This window comes from Luteirhabdus pelagi (assembly GCF_016827595.1).
In the GTDB taxonomy this organism is placed as follows: Bacteria; Bacteroidota; Bacteroidia; order Flavobacteriales; family Flavobacteriaceae; genus Luteirhabdus; species Luteirhabdus pelagi.
In genome coordinates this window covers 233,447-250,786 of sequence record NZ_JAECMS010000004.1, presented here as the reverse complement: position 1 = coordinate 250,786, position 17,340 = coordinate 233,447, and the positions used below count along the sequence as shown (strand labels likewise).

General features: G+C 42.3%; 21 protein-coding genes. 14 read left to right on the top strand and 7 right to left on the bottom strand.

Annotated elements, in window-relative coordinates:
* Positions 1-35: 35 nt before the first annotated feature.
* Positions 36-335 carry an HPF/RaiA family ribosome-associated protein gene (locus I4Q58_RS12060; protein ID WP_203296140.1) on the top strand — a complete coding sequence of 100 codons (300 nt, stop codon included), beginning with the start codon at positions 36-38 and terminating at the stop codon, positions 333-335.
* A gap of 42 nt (positions 336-377) precedes the next feature.
* Complete coding sequence (locus I4Q58_RS12055; protein WP_203296139.1) at positions 378-1,214, top strand: universal stress protein; 837 nt, start codon at positions 378-380, stop codon at positions 1,212-1,214.
* 473 nt (positions 1,215-1,687) lie between these two features.
* Here I4Q58_RS12055 and deoD read toward each other — a convergent pair whose 3' ends face one another.
* From deoD to I4Q58_RS12030, 5 genes are read right to left on the bottom strand one after another with little or no spacing between them, the layout of a single operon-like run.
* Entirely contained in the window at positions 1,688-2,395 is a 708-nt protein-coding gene (gene deoD / locus I4Q58_RS12050) for a purine-nucleoside phosphorylase (protein WP_203296138.1), read from the bottom strand.
* On the bottom strand, positions 2,379-3,047 hold the full coding sequence (gene deoC / locus I4Q58_RS12045) for a deoxyribose-phosphate aldolase (protein WP_203296137.1): 669 nt from the start codon (positions 3,045-3,047) through the stop codon (positions 2,379-2,381). Before deoC ends, deoD begins: the two co-directional genes overlap by 17 nt.
* Positions 3,047-3,346, bottom strand: a complete 300-nt coding sequence (gene trxA / locus I4Q58_RS12040; protein WP_203296136.1) for a thioredoxin — start codon at positions 3,344-3,346, stop codon at positions 3,047-3,049. Before trxA ends, deoC begins: the two co-directional genes overlap by 1 nt.
* A gap of 36 nt (positions 3,347-3,382) precedes the next feature.
* Positions 3,383-4,282 carry an RsiV family protein gene (locus I4Q58_RS12035; RefSeq protein WP_203296135.1) on the bottom strand — a complete coding sequence of 300 codons (900 nt, stop codon included), beginning with the start codon at positions 4,280-4,282 and terminating at the stop codon, positions 3,383-3,385.
* Positions 4,272-4,736 (bottom strand): hypothetical protein, encoded by a 465-nt coding sequence (locus tag I4Q58_RS12030; RefSeq protein WP_236002909.1) that lies wholly within the window; start codon positions 4,734-4,736, stop codon positions 4,272-4,274. Before I4Q58_RS12030 ends, I4Q58_RS12035 begins: the two co-directional genes overlap by 11 nt.
* A gap of 48 nt (positions 4,737-4,784) precedes the next feature.
* Here I4Q58_RS12030 and I4Q58_RS12025 point away from each other — a divergent pair, with 48 nt between their 5' ends.
* The 3 genes from I4Q58_RS12025 (at position 4,785) to I4Q58_RS12015 (ending at position 8,059) form a co-directional block, all read left to right on the top strand.
* Positions 4,785-6,014 (top strand): PAS domain-containing sensor histidine kinase, encoded by a 1,230-nt coding sequence (locus I4Q58_RS12025; protein ID WP_203296134.1) that lies wholly within the window; start codon positions 4,785-4,787, stop codon positions 6,012-6,014.
* A 59-nt stretch (positions 6,015-6,073) separates the two neighbouring features.
* The gene (locus tag I4Q58_RS12020) at positions 6,074-7,120 is read left to right on the top strand and encodes a response regulator (protein ID WP_203296133.1); all 1,047 of its coding nucleotides are present in this window, start codon (positions 6,074-6,076) and stop codon (positions 7,118-7,120) included.
* Positions 7,121-7,225: 105 nt separating this feature from the next.
* Positions 7,226-8,059 (top strand): universal stress protein, encoded by an 834-nt coding sequence (locus tag I4Q58_RS12015; RefSeq protein WP_203296132.1) that lies wholly within the window; start codon positions 7,226-7,228, stop codon positions 8,057-8,059.
* 6 nt (positions 8,060-8,065) lie between these two features.
* Here the strand turns inward: I4Q58_RS12015 and I4Q58_RS12010 are convergent, their stop codons facing one another.
* Entirely contained in the window at positions 8,066-8,290 is a 225-nt protein-coding gene (locus tag I4Q58_RS12010; RefSeq protein ID WP_203296131.1) for a hypothetical protein, read from the bottom strand.
* 132 nt (positions 8,291-8,422) lie between these two features.
* Between I4Q58_RS12010 and I4Q58_RS12005 the strand changes: the two genes are divergently transcribed.
* The 9 genes from I4Q58_RS12005 to I4Q58_RS11965 all read left to right on the top strand — a co-directional run bounded on the left by I4Q58_RS12005 (position 8,423) and on the right by I4Q58_RS11965 (position 16,344).
* Positions 8,423-9,268 carry a universal stress protein gene (locus tag I4Q58_RS12005; RefSeq protein ID WP_203296130.1) on the top strand — a complete coding sequence of 282 codons (846 nt, stop codon included), beginning with the start codon at positions 8,423-8,425 and terminating at the stop codon, positions 9,266-9,268.
* 10 nt (positions 9,269-9,278) lie between these two features.
* Positions 9,279-10,121: a universal stress protein gene (locus I4Q58_RS12000; protein ID WP_203296129.1), complete on the top strand. Its 843-nt coding sequence runs from the start codon at positions 9,279-9,281 to the stop codon at positions 10,119-10,121.
* 11 nt (positions 10,122-10,132) lie between these two features.
* Positions 10,133-10,978 carry a universal stress protein gene (locus tag I4Q58_RS11995; protein ID WP_203296128.1) on the top strand — a complete coding sequence of 282 codons (846 nt, stop codon included), beginning with the start codon at positions 10,133-10,135 and terminating at the stop codon, positions 10,976-10,978.
* Between the two features lie 29 nt (positions 10,979-11,007).
* A complete protein-coding gene (locus I4Q58_RS11990; RefSeq protein ID WP_203296127.1) occupies positions 11,008-11,853 on the top strand; it encodes a universal stress protein in 846 nt (281 codons plus the stop codon).
* 9 nt (positions 11,854-11,862) lie between these two features.
* The gene (locus tag I4Q58_RS11985; RefSeq protein WP_203296126.1) at positions 11,863-12,693 is read left to right on the top strand and encodes a restriction endonuclease; all 831 of its coding nucleotides are present in this window, start codon (positions 11,863-11,865) and stop codon (positions 12,691-12,693) included.
* Positions 12,690-14,063, top strand: a complete 1,374-nt coding sequence (locus I4Q58_RS11980; protein WP_203296125.1) for an MBL fold metallo-hydrolase RNA specificity domain-containing protein — start codon at positions 12,690-12,692, stop codon at positions 14,061-14,063. The genes I4Q58_RS11985 and I4Q58_RS11980 overlap by 4 nt, the downstream gene beginning before the upstream one ends.
* Positions 14,064-14,151: 88 nt before the next feature.
* Positions 14,152-14,598 carry a hypothetical protein gene (locus I4Q58_RS11975; RefSeq protein WP_203296124.1) on the top strand — a complete coding sequence of 149 codons (447 nt, stop codon included), beginning with the start codon at positions 14,152-14,154 and terminating at the stop codon, positions 14,596-14,598.
* Between the two features lie 3 nt (positions 14,599-14,601).
* Positions 14,602-15,228, top strand: coding sequence for a hypothetical protein (locus I4Q58_RS11970; RefSeq protein ID WP_203296123.1), 627 nt, complete (start codon positions 14,602-14,604; stop codon positions 15,226-15,228).
* A 12-nt stretch (positions 15,229-15,240) separates the two neighbouring features.
* The gene (locus I4Q58_RS11965) at positions 15,241-16,344 is read left to right on the top strand and encodes a DUF6544 family protein (RefSeq protein WP_203296122.1); all 1,104 of its coding nucleotides are present in this window, start codon (positions 15,241-15,243) and stop codon (positions 16,342-16,344) included.
* Here I4Q58_RS11965 and I4Q58_RS11960 read toward each other — a convergent pair.
* Positions 16,341-17,177 (bottom strand): universal stress protein, encoded by an 837-nt coding sequence (locus I4Q58_RS11960; RefSeq protein WP_203296121.1) that lies wholly within the window; start codon positions 17,175-17,177, stop codon positions 16,341-16,343. The two genes, I4Q58_RS11965 and I4Q58_RS11960, sit on opposite strands and share 4 nt — an antisense overlap.
* Positions 17,178-17,340 lie beyond the last annotated feature (163 nt).

Sequence of the window (17,340 nt, the reverse complement as noted above, 5' to 3'; positions counted from 1 at the left end):
GTCCTGTATCTTTGAAATGATTAAAAAACAAGACTATGGATATCTTGATTCAATTTGTAAAAATGCCAACCAGCGATACCCTAAACGACTATACAGAGCAAAAGCTGAAGAAATTGGCTGAAAAATATGAATGGCTTATCAGGGCTGAAGTATACTTTAAACAAGGTCAGGACAAAACCGGAAACGCCAGTATTTGTGAAATCGAAGTAAGTGCTCCAGGACCCAGGGTTTTTGCTTCTGCTTCGCATAAGCATTTTGAGGGTGCTGCGAAGGAAGCGCTATCGGACCTTAACCGACAGCTAAAAAAACGCAAGGCTACTTTTACAGCTCATTAAAATTATCTAACTAAAATCAACAAGAACAAAACTGATAGTATCATGAAAAAAATTATAGTTCCCACCGATTTCTCGGAATATTCCCAATATGCCCTAAAAGTGGCCGCTTCCATTGCAAAAAATCATAATGCCGAACTAATCGTAGTGCATATGCTTGGTTTGTCTGAAGCCGTTGTGAATAAAGATGAATCCCGCGAAGTAATGGAGGCGCTTTATTATATGAAGCTCGCCGAAAGACGTTTCGAGGAGTATTTGGACCAACCTTATTTGGAAGGGCTTTCCATTCATACCACCGTCAAAAACTATAAGGTATTTAGCGAGTTGGGTGAAGTGGCTGATGAGTTCGATGCCGACTTAATCGTGATGGGATCCCATGGCAGCAGTGGCTGGAATGAAGTATTTGTAGGAAGCAATACGGAAAAGGTGGTGCGCACCTCTTCAGTGCCAGTGCTGGTCATTAAAAATGATATGGCTGAATTTAAAATGGAGAAAGCTGTTTTTGCGTGTGATTTTAAGGAAGAGAATCTTTCAGCCTATAGAAAGGCTATGAAGCTCTTCAATACCTTTGGAACCGAGGTGAAGCTTTTATATGTGAACCTACCGGCGGAACAATTCCGAAGTACTCGTGAAACGGAAGATCGAATCGTAGACTTTTTAAGCAAGTCCGGTTTGGACGATGCCCATACCATAAACAACGTTACCTTCTATAGCGACTATACGGTTGAAGACGGTATCTTCAGCTATAGCAATAAGGTAAATGCCGATGTAATTGCAATCCCAACACACGGACGACAAGGCTTGGCCCACTTCTTTTCCGGAAGCATCGGCGAAGATGTAGCCAACCACAGCGACCTACCGGTCATTACCTTTAAAATCTAAGATTTTGTTTTTAGTTGATTGAAAAAGGGGTTTTTTCTTCGGAAAGAGCTCCTTTTTTTTTAGCGGTAAGAAGTAAGAAGTAAGAAGTAAGCAGTAAGCAGTAAGCAGTAAGCAGTAAGCAGTAAGCAGTATGCAGTAAGCAGTTAGCAGTTAGCAGTTAGCAGTTAGGAGTAGGCAGTAGGCAGTAGGGAGTAGGGAGTAGGGAGTAGGTTGTGGGTTGTAGGGGGTAGTGAATTACCTGCCCGTACCGAACGCCCGCCTGGCCTTATTTGGACAAGTACATTCGGGCGGGGAGTAAGAGCACATTTTAGACCTTATACCCAATACCCAATACCCAATACCCAATAACTAAAGACTAATTATTGTCCAGTAATTCAGAATTCAGAATTCAGAATTCAGGATTTGGAGCTTGGAATTTGTTACTTTGATGCTTTGTAGCTGAAACCAACTACGTACAGCACATAGCGTACCGTTCATCCTTCACCAACCGTATTCAACCCAATCTCCACCATTTTTCGGAAGCTGGTTTCACGCGCATCGGCAGAAAGTTCCTCCTTGGTTACCAACGAATCGGAAATGGTCAGAATCGCCAATGCCTGAACTTTGTACTTCGCAGCAATAGTGTATAAGCCTGCGGTTTCCATTTCCACGCATAATACCCCAAAATCTGCCCATTTCTTATAATCCTCCATCGAATCTTTATAAAATTCATCGGCCGAAAGGACATTTCCAGCACGTATCGGAATATCATTGTTTTTCGCATATTCTGCCGCCTTTAGGAACAACTCAAAATCGGCTGTAGGGGCATAATCGGCATTGATAAAACGGGAATTGTTGATGCCGGAGGTTGAAGAAGCTGCCATCGCCAAAACAATATCCCGTAGCTTGATGTCGGCCTGATACGAACCCGCACTGCCCACACGAATCAGTTGTTTGACGCCGTATTCCTTAATCAATTCATGACAATAAATAAGGGTAGAGGGAATCCCCATGCCCGTTCCCTGAACGGAAACTCGTTTGCCTCTGTAATGACCGGTATAACCTAGCATCCCGCGAACATCGTTATAGCATTTGGCATCTTCCAAAAAGGTTTCTGCAATCCACTTCGCTCGCATAGGATCGCCTGGCAACAAAATAGATTTGGCTATGGCTCCTTTGGGAGCTTCAATATGAAGACTCATCGGTTGTGTTTTTTTGAGTAACAATGGCAACTCCAGATGAGGTGCCAATTCGGCTAGCGCCCATTTCAATGTATTCCATCGCTGTTTTGTAGTCGCGAATACCGCCAGAAGCCTTAATTTGCATGCTGTCCCCAACGGCCTCCTTCATCAATTTAACCGAATGTAGCGTGGCGTTTCCAGGTCCAAAGCCCGTAGAGGTCTTCACAAAATCGGCCCCCGCCTTTTTAGCGATTTTACACGCCATTTTTAGTTCGGCATCGGTGAGATAACACACTTCCAGAATCACCTTTAGGGTGCGTCGCCCGATTGCCTTTTTGATAGCAGTAATCTCCTCCCGAACACTTTTGTAGAGTTCCGCTTTCAGAAATCCTACATTCAACACCATATCGATTTCGTCGGCACCTTCCTTTATACATTTTTTGGCTTCCGCTACCTTGGCTTCGGTAGCCATGGCACCCAATGGAAATCCGACCACGGCAGCAACCAAGGGCGAGTCGTTTTCCAAAGTTTTTACCGCTAGGTGAACATAGCAGCTATTTACGCAAACCGCTTTAAAATTGTACGTTACGGCTTCTTCACAAAGCGTTTCGATATCATCAGGCGTAGCGGTCGCTTTCAATAGGGTATGGTCAATATATTCGGAAATCTGCATTAGCTATGCTGTTGAATGATATTGATAAGCTCATTTTTCTGCAGTACACCACTTTGTCGCCATTGCTGTTTTCCACCCTTAAAAAGAATAAGGGTTGGAACACCGCGAACCTGATATTGGCTGGCAAGCGGCTGGTTTTTATCGACATCAATTTTAACGATCTTCACCTTTTCGCCCAATTCAGCCTTTACTTCTTTCAGAATAGGCGCCAACATTTTACACGGACCGCACCAATCGGCATGAAAATCGATTAGCACGGGCGTATCAGATTGTATAATCGACTTAAAATTACTTTTCATAACACTATTTTCTAATAGAAAGGTATTGAAATTTTCCTAGCCTAGCAATGGATTTTGGGCGTATCGTCGCAGTACGGGAAGTAATTTCTGCAGGGGAATCTGAACCACATAATTCCCGCTGTAGGACGGACAAACAACACAGTCGTCGAAGTAGTATTCAACCACTTCATCATTGATTACAAAATTATCCTTGAATTCAAAGAAGTCGTCGGATGTAATCTTCCAACAATCATAGTACAATTCGCCTTCCGCCTGTTGGGTTGTAATTACATCATTGATAATGGCTCGCAGTTCTTCTTCACTTCCTTCCACAAAGAAGTCTTCATACTTCATAAACACGCCTCGATTCAAATCGAAATTCATACAATCAAAAGCGTAGGTTGGGTGAAGTGTTCCCGAATAGAAGTTTTCTTTATAAAATAGAATACTGACCAACTTATCGGTAAGGTTGTACACTTTATAATCGATGATGCGTTTTTCACGATAACGGTTGGTTCGGATGGTATCGCAAAGCAATTCGGAAGCTTCTAAGATAGCGGCTTCGGTACCGGCAACATCCACGTAGGTGTCTAGAATATATTCGTTGAAGTTGCTATGACTAGCCCTCATTTTTTCATTCAACAACGGATAGCGAAATTCGAGCGTATACAAATCCTCCTCCTTCATCAAGGTCTTTTCGATTAACAGTTCTTCCAATGCCTGTTTCTTATCGGGTTTGTGTTGAAGGTTTTCTTGTTTAATAACGATACTCCGTTGGCGCTTCAAATCGGGATCGTTAATCGAGTCGCTTGCGGGAAGTGTAGGAGTGACCTCCACTTCCACCATTGGAGTATCTTCTTCAGGAGTGGTTTCCTTTGCATCGTTTTTACAGGAGAAAGTGACGAGTAGCATCACTAGGACCGCTGCAAAAAAGGTATTAAATCGGTTACGCATCATCTTCAAGATTCATTTTAAGTTTGGCCAACATGGCAAGTTCAGACTTATTCAAGCCAGCAAAGGAACCAGCGATGGCATTGGCGGTTTCCCAAATCAACTTTTTAATTTTTAAAGTGAAGAGCTTCGGATGCTCTTTTTTAAAGTCCTTAAAATCCTGAAAGCAGTCTTCGGGATCTAAATATTGGTCGTCTAACCAATCGAAGACAATTTCAATTTGATAGGCAGCATCGGTATGGTATTCGTCTTCGAGGTGGTCCAACGCTTTCCACTTTTCATTTACCAAATCTCGCATAGCCTTAATTTCTGCTGGACGAACCACCTTATCGGAGGCTGCGATGGCATAGAATAATTCCCCAAGAATTTGGTATAGCTGTATGGTTGCAGGTTGTTGTGTCATCATCATAATAGTCAATTTGATGGAATAAAAGTAGGGATTGTAAAAAGCTTTCCCCATGACAAAAATCAGTTTCGAAAGCGATGATAAAATTGGTACTTTTATGCGGTGGAAGTATTCAACGAAGAAAAAGGAAATATCTTTAAACTGCTTTCCGAAGCCATTTCGGAAGGGATTATTATCGTAAACGAAAGTCAGGAGGTCGTGGCCAGCAATGGTCCCGCCAATGCGATGTTTGGGTATGAAGCTGATGAGCTTATCGGTGCGCATCTAAACACCCTTATTCCGAAGGAATATCATAAGGCACATCCCAAACATTTTCATCAGTTTATCGACCATAGTAGCTCGCGTCAGATGGGCCACGGTCGCGATTTGTACGGCTTGCGAAAGGATGGTAGTGTGTTTCCTGTTGAAGCAGGACTCAATCCGTTTCAGATTTATGAAACGAAATATGTCATGGCGCTGGTAAGCGACATCACCATTCGAAAGCAGCAGGAACAAGAAATTCGTGAATTGAATGCTTCCCTAGAAGAGAAAATCGAAGCACGTACCAAGACCTTAGAAGAAACAGTTCAGCAGTTACAACAAGAGGTAGAGCGCCGACGTGAAGCCGAAAACAAGATGAAGGAATCGCTTCAAAAGGAACGCGAACTGAACGAGTTGAAAACAAAGTTCCTCTCCATGGTTTCCCATGAGTTTAAAACACCGTTGAGTGGTATTTTAACCTCCGCAACACTAGTCGGGAAGTATACTTCCGAAGAACAACAGCCTAAGCGCGAAAAACACTTAAAAACCATCAAGGCGAAAATCAAGTACCTCGATAATATTTTAAGCGACTTTCTTTCCATTGAGCGATTGGAAACCGGGAAAACGGTCTATAAATTCAGTCAGTTTCCGCTTAGCAAAGTGGTAAATGAGGTAATTTATGACGCTAATATGCTGTTGAAGGATGGACAACAAATTGAATATCCGCAGGACATCGACGATATTATGTTGGAATTCGATGAAAAGATTTTGGAATTGGTGCTCACCAACCTCATCAATAATGCCATCAAATATTCACCTGAAAATACCGTAATCGATGTTCAGGCAGAGGTGCGGAACGAGCAATTATATTTAACGGTAATCGATCAGGGAATTGGTATTCCTAAAAAGGAGCAGAAGCATATCTTCAATCGCTATTTCCGGGCAGAGAATGCACTGCTCAACGCTGGAACAGGTATCGGACTAAATATCGTTAAAAGTCACCTCGAAAATCTTGGCGGTGATATCGAATTTTCAAGCACTGAAGGTCAAGGAAGTATCTTCGTCGTCAATATTCCCATTCGACAGTCGTAATTATTCTTTTTTGCCCTGTTTCAATTTTATATTTTTATACGGCAAAACAACCTGAACCCATGCCTAAAATATTGCTTATAGAAGACGATACCGCCCTGCGGGAGAATACAGAGGAAATTTTAGAGCTTTCCGATTATGAGGTGAGCACCGCTCCCAACGGTCGTATCGGCATCGAAAAAGCCAAAAGCGAGCTACCCGACATCATTATCTGCGATATTATGATGCCTGAAGTAGATGGCTATGGTGTATTGGAAGCCTTGTCGTTGGAAGAAAGTACCAAATACATTCCCTTTATCTTTTTGTCGGCCAAAACGGAACATAAGGAAATTCGAAAAGGAATGGATTTGGGGGCGGACGATTACCTAACCAAGCCGTATGAGGAAGAGGAATTGCTCAGCGCGTTGGAAAGCCGATTGGCAAAAGCGTCCATTCTTCAGGAAATGTATGCAAAGAAAGAAGAAAAGGAAGAGTCGGAAGACGTCCGTAACCTAAACGAACTCAAGAACTTTTTCGACGATTATGGAACCGTTTCAACTTTTGAAAAAGGGGAAGCTATCTACCGTAAAGGACAGTATGCCACGATGGTATTCCTTATTTTGAAGGGTGTGGTGAAGACCCATCGCATGGACGATAGCGGAAAGGAACTGATTACCCACTTGTATAAAGCCGACGATTTTCTAGGGTTTACGTCGCTTATGGAAAGCGTTCCCTATCCCGAAGCGGCTACTGCGGTTGAAGATACCGAGTTGGCAGGCGTAGCTATTACCGAGCTTCGTGAATTACTGGGAAAGAACAAAAACGTTTCGCTGGAGTTAATGAATGTGCTTACCGAGAGCTTAGCAGAAGTACAGGAACAGATGCTTCATATGGCGTATAGTTCGGTGCGACGAAAAACCGCACAGACCATTCTTCAATTTGCGGAAGTACTTAACCGAAAACCTGACGATGCTATTAAGATTTCGCGCTATGACCTAGCAAGTGTAGCGGGAATCGCTACTGAAAGTCTTATCAGAACCCTTTCAAACTTCAAGAAAAAGGGCTTGATAGAAATTGAAGGAAGAAATATCCGAATCCTTGATTTAGAAGGACTTCAAGACGTTACCTAACAAAAATGTAACCTTAGTTACAGAAAAATAGGCAAAACTGACAACCGTCATTCTTTACGCTATCATATAACGATACTTTTGTTCACAAAGCGTGAAAGAAGAATCATGAATGTATTGATCCCAACCGATTTCTCGGAAAATTCATGGAATGCGGTGCGGTACGCAGCATCGCTGTTGGAAGAGGTGCGCGCCAACTTCACTTTATTGCATGTGTATATCGCCAATAGCGCCGAAACCGGCCCATCGATGTATGGGAATGGGATTAGCTTACGTCAATATACCGCTGCCAATGTACGATTGCAGTTGAAGGAATGGGAAGAACGTGTTCGTACCGAATTTCATAACCCGAAACATACGGTAAACAGCCGGATTGAAAATAACTTTTTTATCCGTGGTGTTCGGAAAACTGTTGAAGATGAAGCATGCGAACTTATCGTCATGGGCACGAAAGGAGCTTCAGGCTTAAAAAAGTATACGGTAGGTAGCAATGCGGGTGATGTGATTACGAAGGTAAAATGTCCAGTATTGGTCATTCCCGAGAATGCAGATTTCTGTATGCCTAAACATATTGCATTTCCGACCGATTTCAACTTAGTGTTCAAAAACCGAATTATTGAAACGCTTCAAAGAATGTGCGGATTGTTTCAATCTCATTTACACGTGGTTCATGTACAACATAAGGAAATGCCGTTGAATGAAACCCAAGATGCGAATAAAAGTTTTTTGGATAATAGCTTGGAAGGCATATCACATAGTTTTCATACAAGTTTGGAAGCCGATTTGGAAGAAGCGATTCAGCAGTTTGTCGACAAACGGGAAATCGATATGATTGCTATGGTGGCGAAAAACCTAAACTTCTTTCAACGGATATTATTCAAGCCCACGGTCAAAAAGATGAGCTATCAAACCAAGGTTCCATTCTTGGTGCTTCACGAATAAGCCTCTCTATTGCTCTCTTCCGATAGGATAGTCTTCATAAAAATCGTCAAACTCCTTATCAGTCGTATAATCATCGGTCAATACCTTATAAACGGTAAATACTAACATGGCTTGTCCGCCAACAGTAAGATAGAAAACCAGGCCGAAAGAAATATTCATCGTGGAAAAGATAACCACGGTAATGAGTAGTAGTGTGGTGAGTGCTAACCACGTCATAGCAGAAATTTTCATTTTTTCTTTTAAAGGTACTGATTTAAAGCGCATTGACTTCTTAAGGTTCTCCCAAAAGAAAGAATGGTAGCTGATAAAAATCATAGTATCAACTTCAATTCTTATGTATTTTTCAGCAACAATTTCAATGCTATGAGAAAAATAATCGTCCCGACCGATTTTTCAGAGAACGCCCAAAATGCGCTCCGTTATGCCTGTGAAGTATTTAAATACGAACGCTCCGAATTTATTTTGATGCATGCGTTTGCCGATGAGGTGTACGAAAGCCATTTGAATGTCTCCCGCGATTTGTTTGAGGAATATCGCGAAAAAGTGAAGGAAAGCAGCCTAAAGGAATTACAGAGTATCATTGCCGAAATGGAGAAAAACCCCTGTAACCCAAGACATATTTTTACTTCGGAAGCCATTTTTGCGCCATTGGTCGATGCCGTAAATGAATTGGCCGATCGCGAGAATGCCGATGTGGTGGTGATGGGTACCAAAGGTGAAACCGACGATCGAAACATCACCTTTGGAAGCAACACCCTTCAGGTGGTGAAGTATGTTGCCAGTCCGGTATTGGCCATTCCCTCAAACTACACCGATTGGCATCCTGAGCATATCGTATTCGCAACCGATTATTCCATGCCGTTCCGGAAGCGGGAATTGAAATTGGTAAGTACACTAGCAAAAAGTTTCGCTGCCACCCTACATTTTGTACACGTTAGTTCCTTCGAGTCGCTTTCGTTTCGGCAACAGGATAATAAATCGTTTTTAGAATGCTGCCTAGAAGAAAACCAATTGGAGTTTCACACGTTGGTAGGGAAAGAAGTCATTCAAACGGTAGAAAAATTCGTAGAAGAGAAAGAAGCCGATATGCTGATTATGGTGAACCACCGTCACTCCGTCTTGGAAGACATTTTCTTCAGCAATACGATTGATACCTTAGGATTGAAAATGAAGATTCCGTTTTTTATTCTTCAAAATTTACCACGATAACTCATTACTTATGAAACATATCATTATACCGACCGATTTTTCAGACAATGCCTATGCCGCCATGCGGTATGCCGTACAATTCTTCGCCGATGAAGAATGTACGTTTTATTTATTGCATGCCTTTACACCAGCCGCTTACAATGTGGCTTCTATAGGGGAAAGCTATTCAATGCTTCAGCTTCAGGATATTACCAAGAAGAATGCTGAGGTAAAGTTCACCCAAATTGTAAAAACCTTGCAAGAGGAGTTTCCCAACGACAAGCATCAATTCGAGTGTATTACAGCTTTTAACTTGTTGGTGATGGAAATTCTAGATCTTATCGATTCCAAGGATGTCGATTTTATCGTGATGGGAACCAAGGGAGCCACTGGTGCCAAGGAAGTATTTATTGGTACCCATACCACGCATGTACTAAAAAAGGTTTCGGTTCCGGTAATTGCCGTGCCTTCCGGCTATACCTTCGAGCCTGTTCGGGATATCGTGTTCGCTACCGACTTGAAATTCAGTAAAAAGAATCCTAACTTGACTATTATTAAGGACTTATGTCGTATACATGATGCCGAATTACATGTGCTAAATGCGCATGATGCACCCATGACAAATGAACAGGAAGATCGACTGTTGTTTATTAACGATTTCTTCCGAAATACGCCGCATTTGTTTCATTTGGATGAAGACGGCGATGTCATGGAAGCCATCGAGGCTTATAAACAGAAAAGTAACAGTAACTTATTGGTGATGATACACAATCGCCATACTTTTTTTGAAAATTTACTATTTAGACCGGTCATCAATCAAGTGGCTTACCACACCGATGTACCTTTCTTGGTATTGCCTTCAAAAGAAGATTAAACCAACATTCTATGAAAAAGATTCTAGTAGCCACCGATTTTTCCGATAATTCCTATCGTGCCTTATTGTATATAGTGAAGCTGTTAGGGCGCGAACCTTTGGATTGCGTTATTTTACATTCCTTTTCCGATAAGCTTTCAACACTTACCAGTCGCGTCGATATTGGGAAATCTGAAAAACTAATGGACGAACTGTACGATGAAGCCGATGCTGAAGGTGAAAAATATATCAAAAAGGTAAAGGCCGACGACCAAAACAAGCATCACGCCTTTGAAATGATCTCTACGTCCATGTCGCTTACCAGAGCCATCAACAAACTGGTCAACGACCGAGGCATCGACTTGGTGGTAATGGGCTCTACCGGACGAACCGCTGCCCAAGATGTGTTTTTGGGAAGCAATACGATTCAGGTGTTGAGCAAACTGCGCAATGCACCGCTGTTAATTGTTCCAAAGGATATCTCTTTTGTTATTCCTTCGCATATCGCCTTTGCGACCGACTTCAAGGATAGTTTCCCGGCGATGAGTTTGGAGGCCATTCTTCGCTTTGCGAAAGAACATCAATCGCTTGTTCATGTACTGCATGTTGGCAAGACAGCCGATTTGGACGATCAACAACATGCCTCTAAGGAAAGAATCAGAAAAGTATTGCAAAACGTTTCTGCCGAGTTTCACTGGCTGACCAAGAAAGGAAGTGTTTCCGAAACCTTGATGACGTATTTAGACGACTATGATATCGATATGCTTGCCATGGTGTATCATCGTCATAATGTAATCGTTCAGTGGTTCCGTGAAGCTGTAGTTAAGAAAATAGGGAAGAAAACGACGATACCCTATCTCGTCATTCCAACCGATTAAGGAAATCCTAACCTCTAAATAGTACTGTTATGAAGAAGATTTTAATCCCAACCGACTTTTCACGAAATGCCTACAATGCGATGGGCTATGCTATCGACCTGTATCAGCGCCAAGCGTGTGAATTCTATATACTGCATTCTTATTTTCTCAGTGGCTATTCCACCGAAAACCTCTTAATTCCAGAACCGGGCGATGCCGCCTATGAAGCAGTGAGGGAAGGTGCCGATAAAAACATGGAAAAGGTTAAGACACAGCTGAATTTCCGTACCGACTCGCCCGATCATCGGTTTCACTTTATCAACGAATTTGGAACCTTGGTAGACGTCATGAAAAAAATGATCGAAAAGCACGATATCCATATGGTGGTCATGGGAACACGTGGTGAAACGGACGATGAGCATGTTTGGTTTGGAAGCAATACCGTTGATGCTATGGAAAAAGTGCGCAATTGCCCAGTTTTGGCGGTGCCTGGAAATGTTTTGTATAAAGATCCTAATGAAATCGTATTTCCGACAAGTTTTAAAACCCATTATAAAAAGCGCGAGCTGGAATACCTGATCGACATTGCAAAAACGACAAATGCGCCGATTCGTATTCTTCATATCGATAAAGGGTCTTTAAAGGAAAAGCAGGAGGAGAGCAAGAAATTGCTCGAATCTATTTTAGAAAATGTGCCCTATACCTATCATAGCTTACTGAATATAGATGTTGGAACAGGGCTTCAATGTTTTGTGCAGAGCCGAGAGAGTGAAATGATTGCCTTTATCAATAAGAAGCATACCTTTTTTGGAAGTATATTTTCCAATCCGTTGGTAAAGCAATTGGGTGTAAATCCGTCCGTACCGATTTTAGCGATGCACGATCTGCGGAACTAAGCTGAAACCATGCCGAGCGCAACAAATATCGTAAAGGCATCGGGCGATCGGGTGCCGTTTTCTGAGGGAAAGCTGAAAGCTTCACTCCGAAGAAGCGGTGCTGATGAAGCTACAGTTGCTGGTATAGCTACTACCGTGCAACAGGAGTTGTATGAAGGTATATCGACTCGAGAAATTTATAACCGCGCTTTCGCCTTACTACGACAAAAAAGGTCTCATTTCGCTTCAAAATACAAATTGAAAAAAGCGATCTACGAATTAGGACCGACCGGCTTTCCTTTCGAGGAATTTATTGGCCAACTTTTTTTGGCACAAGGGTACCATGTTGAAATTGGAATTTCGATGGAAGGAGCTTGTGTTGCCCATGAAATCGATGTATTGGCGAAGAAGAAAGACAAAATGTTATTGGCTGAATGCAAGTTTCATAGCGATGAGGGATTGAAATGTGATGTGAAAATTCCACTTTATATTTTTTCTAGGTTTCAGGATATTCGTGATAAAAGTGAAGCAGCCAGAAATGCGGAAGGATGGGTAATTACCAACACCCGATTTTCTGAGGACGCTGAAGCCTATGCGAATTGTAAAGGCTTGAAGCTGTTAAGCTGGGATTATCCTAACGATAAGGGGTTGAAGGATACCGTCGATCGATTGGGGTTGTACCCCATTACCGTTTCCCATTTACTGAGCCAGCGCGAAAAGCAATTTTTACTCGGTCGCTCCATTGTTTTAGTACGCCAATTGTTGAAGGCAACGCATTATTTGGATCATCTTGGTGTTTCGGAAAAACGAAAATCGAGGATTTTATCTGAAATGAAAGCCCTTTGTAATCAAACTGTATGAAAACCGTTCACGTTCAATTTTTAGGGGCTTCGGAAACTGTTACCGGATCAAAATTTTATCTGGAAACGGAAAACTTTCGATTTTTGGTCGATTGCGGCATGTTTCAAGGGTTGAAAAAGCTACGAGAGGAAAACTGGAATGCCTTGCCCATCGATGTTCCCAAGCTCGACATGGTGTTGCTTACCCATGGTCATTTAGACCATACCGGCTATTTGCCGCGATTGTTTCAGCAAGGATTTAGAGGAAAAATTCTAGGAACGGCACCTACGCTTGCTATTGCCGAAATTATTTTAAAGGACAGCGCTAAAATTCATGAAGAGGAAGCAGACCGGGCCAATAAGGAACATTATAGCAAGCACCATCCTGCCAAGCCTTTTTATACAACCGAAGAAGCTGAGAAAACGATTCAGTTGTTCGAACGTGTGGAGCGCGACGAATGGATATCCTTAAATGATTCGGTTAAAGCACGCTTTCGCTATAACGGACACATTATCGGAGCCACCTTTATTGAACTTGATATCCACGACAAACGCTGGGTGTTTTCAGGCGATGTAGGTCGAAGAAATGACGCGCTGTTATCGCCACCGGATAGGCCTCGTTGGGCCGATTACCTGTTTTTGGAAAGCACCTATGGCAATCGATTGCATCCCGAGGAAGATATTGAGGAGCTCCTTCAGGAATTGATTATGAAAATTCTCCAAACCCAAGGCACCTTGCTCATTCCCTCTTTTGCGGTAGAACGGTTGCAAACCTTGATGTATATTTTGTGGCAGTTGTATCAGAAGAATAAAATTCCGAATATTCCTATCTATATCGACAGTCCGATGGGCACCAACGTATTGCACGTTTTTAACCAATTTCCCGAGTGGCACAAACTCTCAAAACAGCAACTTCAGGCCATGCAAAAAAGGATGGTATTGGTGGCTTCCTATCGTGAAACCTGGGAAACCATAGACAATCCTCGTCCGAAAGTTGTTATTGCGGGAAGTGGGATGGTAACGGGAGGAAGGATTTTGACGTACTTAAGTCAATTAATCGATCGTGAAAACACCTCAATCTTATTGGTGGGGTTTCAGGCGGAAGGAACACGCGGGCGACAATTATTGGAAGGCGCGCACGAATTGAAATTCTTCGGAAAGTTTCATCCGGTGAAAGCCTCGGTTCATCATATTGAAAGTCTTTCGGCACATGCCGATCAGGCCGATTTGATGCACTGGATCGACAATATTCGAAATGTACCTGAAGCCGTATATCTTGTTCATGGCGAACCAACGGCAATGGATACGCTTCGGGTCAAGATAGAAACTGAGAAAGGCTGGAACGTTCACATTCCAAAACTCTATGAGAGCCAAAAGCACATTTCAGAATAGAAGCGTAAGCTGATGATTGTCATTTTAATAGCGCGGTTTCCTTTTTAACTTTAGGTTTCAGTTTACTATAACGTAAAATCCCCGTGCTATGGAACTTCAAAAATCACATATCAAGTATATCGAATGGCACAGTCCTGCAGCCCTTCACGAAGAGACCCATACTGCCATTTCCGAGGTAAAATTTCTAAAGGTTGAATTGAATTTTCTATTACAACTGATGGAGAACTATACTAGCGACTTTCTAAAACATGACTTGTTTGCAAAGGCGAAGAATATAGCTGAACGCCTATCGGAGTCGTTGAATGAAATTCCGAAGGTGACAAGCGCATTGAAAGAACATGCCAATTCGCTGTATGAATTGTTGGATGAAAAGGAAGTTCCTGATGAAAAGAAAGCTTACAAAGATGAACACGTGGCTATTTTGGGTAGCGTACTCCAGCTTCATGCCGAGGTGAAGAAAACGAAAAAGGCCCTCTTCGATATCTTAAAGAACGTTATGCGTGACGATGCGCAAGCTCACCTATTGAAACCCTAAATCATGAAAAAAATTCTATTTCTTGTAATAGCGATGCTGCTTTTAAGCTGCAGTAGCACTAAAGTAATTTCCGACTGGAAAAGTCCCGACACCCCAATTTTTGAAGCCAACAAAGTGTTGGTCGTCGGCATGTCATCAAACAACGATGTCCGTCGGCAATTCGAGGATGCCGTAGCCGATGCCTTAGAAAAGGAAGATGTAATTGCGGTTCGTAGCATCGACTTTTTCGAGGATGATTTTCGAGATGCACAAAAGACAGAAGAGTCCATAAACGCTATTGAAACCACTTTATTGGAAGCGGGTTTCGATGCCATATTGGTGTCGCGAACCAAGGGCAAGGAGAATAAGGTGAGCGTCGGTCAAGCGTTTCGAAGCCTGCAAGACAGTTTTCCTTCCTTTACCGATTATTATTATGGGCATCAGAATACTCCACATAATGAACAGGTAGAGGCGTATGAAGTGTATCACACCGAAACGACATTATATTGTATTTGTCCGACCAAGGACCGTGAACTGCTTTGGGTAGGCCAGATAGATGTGGTAGCGCCAAACGATCAAAATCGATCTATTTCCGATTATGCCAAGACCTTATTGGAAGCGCTAAAGCAGCAACAATTATTGGTTTACTAAACCTTTGGAGTTATGCGCACTCTTCTCCTTATTGTTGCGTCCCTACATGGTCTGATTCATTTTATGGGCCTCTTCAAGGCCTATAAATGGGCTTCTTTGCCCGAACTGAGTTTATCCGTTTCGCAACGGATGGGTGTGCTTTGGGGTATAACCGGAATGGCATTTTTGATAGGAGCAATACTAGTTTTGTTGAAGAAAGAAGGTTGGGTATATTTCCTTGGAATGGCGGTGGTCGTATCACAGATTTTAATTATCGCTGCCTGGAAAGATGCAAAATTCGGTACCCTTGCGAATATTATAGTAGTAGTGTTGGGCATATTGGTCTATGGTGCTGAAGCATTTCAAAACCGTTTTGAACAGGATGTGCAGAAAACAGCAAGTGCTTCTAATGCGACCATCGAATTACTTCATGAAAATGATATCGCTGAACTCCCAAATCCTGTTCAGAACTATTTGCGACTTACGGGAATAATCGGCAAGCCAAAGGTACAATCCTTTTACGCTGAAATGCAGGGTACGATGAGGTCAGAAGGTGAAGATTGGTTTCATTTTACTTCACAACAATATAATGCTTTGAAGCCAGCTGCCAGACATTTCCTTATGAAAGCGAGGGTGAAGGGAATTCAAACGACAGGATATCATTCGTATTTCGATCATCAAGCGAGCATGGACATACGATTGTTATCCTTATTTTCGGTTGAAAAGATAAGCGGTGAAGCCTTGTTCAAGGCAGAGACTGTTACTTTTTTGAACGATCTCTGTCTTTTTGCCCCTAGTAATTTGCTCCACCCAAACTTGAAATGGGAATCCATAAATGAAACGACGGTAAAAGTGATTTTTAATAATCAAGGCGTGGAAGTTTCAGCGAAGCTGTATTTCGATGAAGAAGGCTATCTACGGAATTTTGTATCAAATGACCGCTTGGACGTGAATCGACATAAGACGTTTCGTTTTTCAACCCCAATTCATGAATTCCAAGAGATTAATGGCTATCGATTGCCGAGAACTGCCGAAGCTATTTGGCATTATCCTGAAGGTGACTTCACCTACGGTACTTTTGAAATTACGAGTGTTACTTATAATCCAAATCTGGAAGACCTGAAGTCTTCAGATTAGTGCTGCTTTAGTATAAGTAGGGGAACCCGAGTGTGATAACTAATTTGCGAAGTTTCACTTCCGAAGATAAAGCGTTCCAAAAAGGATTCATGGGTGGTAAACATGGCATGCAATCCGACCGGAAATAATTGCACAAACGCATCGATGCCTACAGGTGTGGGAATTCCAGTGAGTGCATGGAAGGAATAGTCGATGCCCTCAAAAGCGGTTGCAATGTTATGATCTTCCTGACGCGTCGGTTCCGCAATAGCATCATCGTCGATATCCAAAATTTCCAATTGGGCGTTGGTATGTTTCAACAGTGAAAATAAGGGTTCTAAATCTTCCCTCGAGAGTTCGTCGCCGTGATGTAGACTAAATACCATGGCATTGATTTGAGTAAAAGAATAATCTTCAGGAATGGCCAATACGGGAGACTTCACTTCACGCATTACCTTCAGCGTATTGCTGCCAAATAATTTTTCAGCCGCATCGGTGGCACCATTGGTTCCCATAATAATCAAATCGATTTCATATAACTTCACCGCCTGCGAAATGGCGTCGGTAATCGAGTCGAAATCGACCTTCGCTTCAAAAGAAAAGGATTCAGCCTCAAATTGCTGTTGAATAGGGGCCATCCAGGCTTTCAGCTTCGCTTCATTATCGGCCAGAATTGCTTCATACACAGAACTTCCCGGCTTGGCCGATAGAATATCATCGGTTACATATTCTGAAGATTTCTGCACATTGAGAAAGTAGAACGTTACCGCTTCACCTTTAAACATAGCCATAGCATAAAGAATAGCATTCTTTGAGTTGTCAGAGAAATCGGTAGGTAGTAGGATACGCTTCATACGAACAAGTTATTAAAAGTTTAAAGATAAGGGCAAAAGAAGAGCCTTGCAATGATATGCCTCAGGTTCTAGCGGTATAGATAGTGTAGCATTGGAAGCTATTAATAGTTGGCTTCAAAGGATGAACCATATTTCAATAAACACCTGAAAATCAAATAAAAGA

What these genes read in the sequence shown, in the direction of transcription:
- I4Q58_RS11985 (WP_203296126.1), top strand. Translation starts at nt 11,863, where the DNA reads ATGCCGAGCGCAACAAATATCGTAAAGGCATCGGGCGATCGGGTGCCG.
- I4Q58_RS11975 (WP_203296124.1), top strand. Translation starts at nt 14,152, where the DNA reads ATGGAACTTCAAAAATCACATATCAAGTATATCGAATGGCACAGTCCT.
- I4Q58_RS11960 (WP_203296121.1), bottom strand. Translation starts at nt 17,177, where the DNA reads ATGAAGCGTATCCTACTACCTACCGATTTCTCTGACAACTCAAAGAAT.
- I4Q58_RS12030 (WP_236002909.1), bottom strand. Translation starts at nt 4,736, where the DNA reads ATGGGGAAAGCTTTTTACAATCCCTACTTTTATTCCATCAAATTGACT.
- I4Q58_RS11965 (WP_203296122.1), top strand. Translation starts at nt 15,241, where the DNA reads ATGCGCACTCTTCTCCTTATTGTTGCGTCCCTACATGGTCTGATTCAT.
- I4Q58_RS12015 (WP_203296132.1), top strand. Translation starts at nt 7,226, where the DNA reads ATGAATGTATTGATCCCAACCGATTTCTCGGAAAATTCATGGAATGCG.
- I4Q58_RS11990 (WP_203296127.1), top strand. Translation starts at nt 11,008, where the DNA reads ATGAAGAAGATTTTAATCCCAACCGACTTTTCACGAAATGCCTACAAT.
- I4Q58_RS11995 (WP_203296128.1), top strand. Translation starts at nt 10,133, where the DNA reads ATGAAAAAGATTCTAGTAGCCACCGATTTTTCCGATAATTCCTATCGT.
- I4Q58_RS12000 (WP_203296129.1), top strand. Translation starts at nt 9,279, where the DNA reads ATGAAACATATCATTATACCGACCGATTTTTCAGACAATGCCTATGCC.
- I4Q58_RS11970 (WP_203296123.1), top strand. Translation starts at nt 14,602, where the DNA reads ATGAAAAAAATTCTATTTCTTGTAATAGCGATGCTGCTTTTAAGCTGC.
- deoC (WP_203296137.1), bottom strand. Translation starts at nt 3,047, where the DNA reads ATGCAGATTTCCGAATATATTGACCATACCCTATTGAAAGCGACCGCT.
- I4Q58_RS11980 (WP_203296125.1), top strand. Translation starts at nt 12,690, where the DNA reads ATGAAAACCGTTCACGTTCAATTTTTAGGGGCTTCGGAAACTGTTACC.
- trxA (WP_203296136.1), bottom strand. Translation starts at nt 3,346, where the DNA reads ATGAAAAGTAATTTTAAGTCGATTATACAATCTGATACGCCCGTGCTA.
- I4Q58_RS12010 (WP_203296131.1), bottom strand. Translation starts at nt 8,290, where the DNA reads ATGAAAATTTCTGCTATGACGTGGTTAGCACTCACCACACTACTACTC.
- I4Q58_RS12060 (WP_203296140.1), top strand. Translation starts at nt 36, where the DNA reads ATGGATATCTTGATTCAATTTGTAAAAATGCCAACCAGCGATACCCTA.
- I4Q58_RS12020 (WP_203296133.1), top strand. Translation starts at nt 6,074, where the DNA reads ATGCCTAAAATATTGCTTATAGAAGACGATACCGCCCTGCGGGAGAAT.
- I4Q58_RS12005 (WP_203296130.1), top strand. Translation starts at nt 8,423, where the DNA reads ATGAGAAAAATAATCGTCCCGACCGATTTTTCAGAGAACGCCCAAAAT.
- I4Q58_RS12055 (WP_203296139.1), top strand. Translation starts at nt 378, where the DNA reads ATGAAAAAAATTATAGTTCCCACCGATTTCTCGGAATATTCCCAATAT.
- I4Q58_RS12035 (WP_203296135.1), bottom strand. Translation starts at nt 4,282, where the DNA reads ATGATGCGTAACCGATTTAATACCTTTTTTGCAGCGGTCCTAGTGATG.
- deoD (WP_203296138.1), bottom strand. Translation starts at nt 2,395, where the DNA reads ATGAGTCTTCATATTGAAGCTCCCAAAGGAGCCATAGCCAAATCTATT.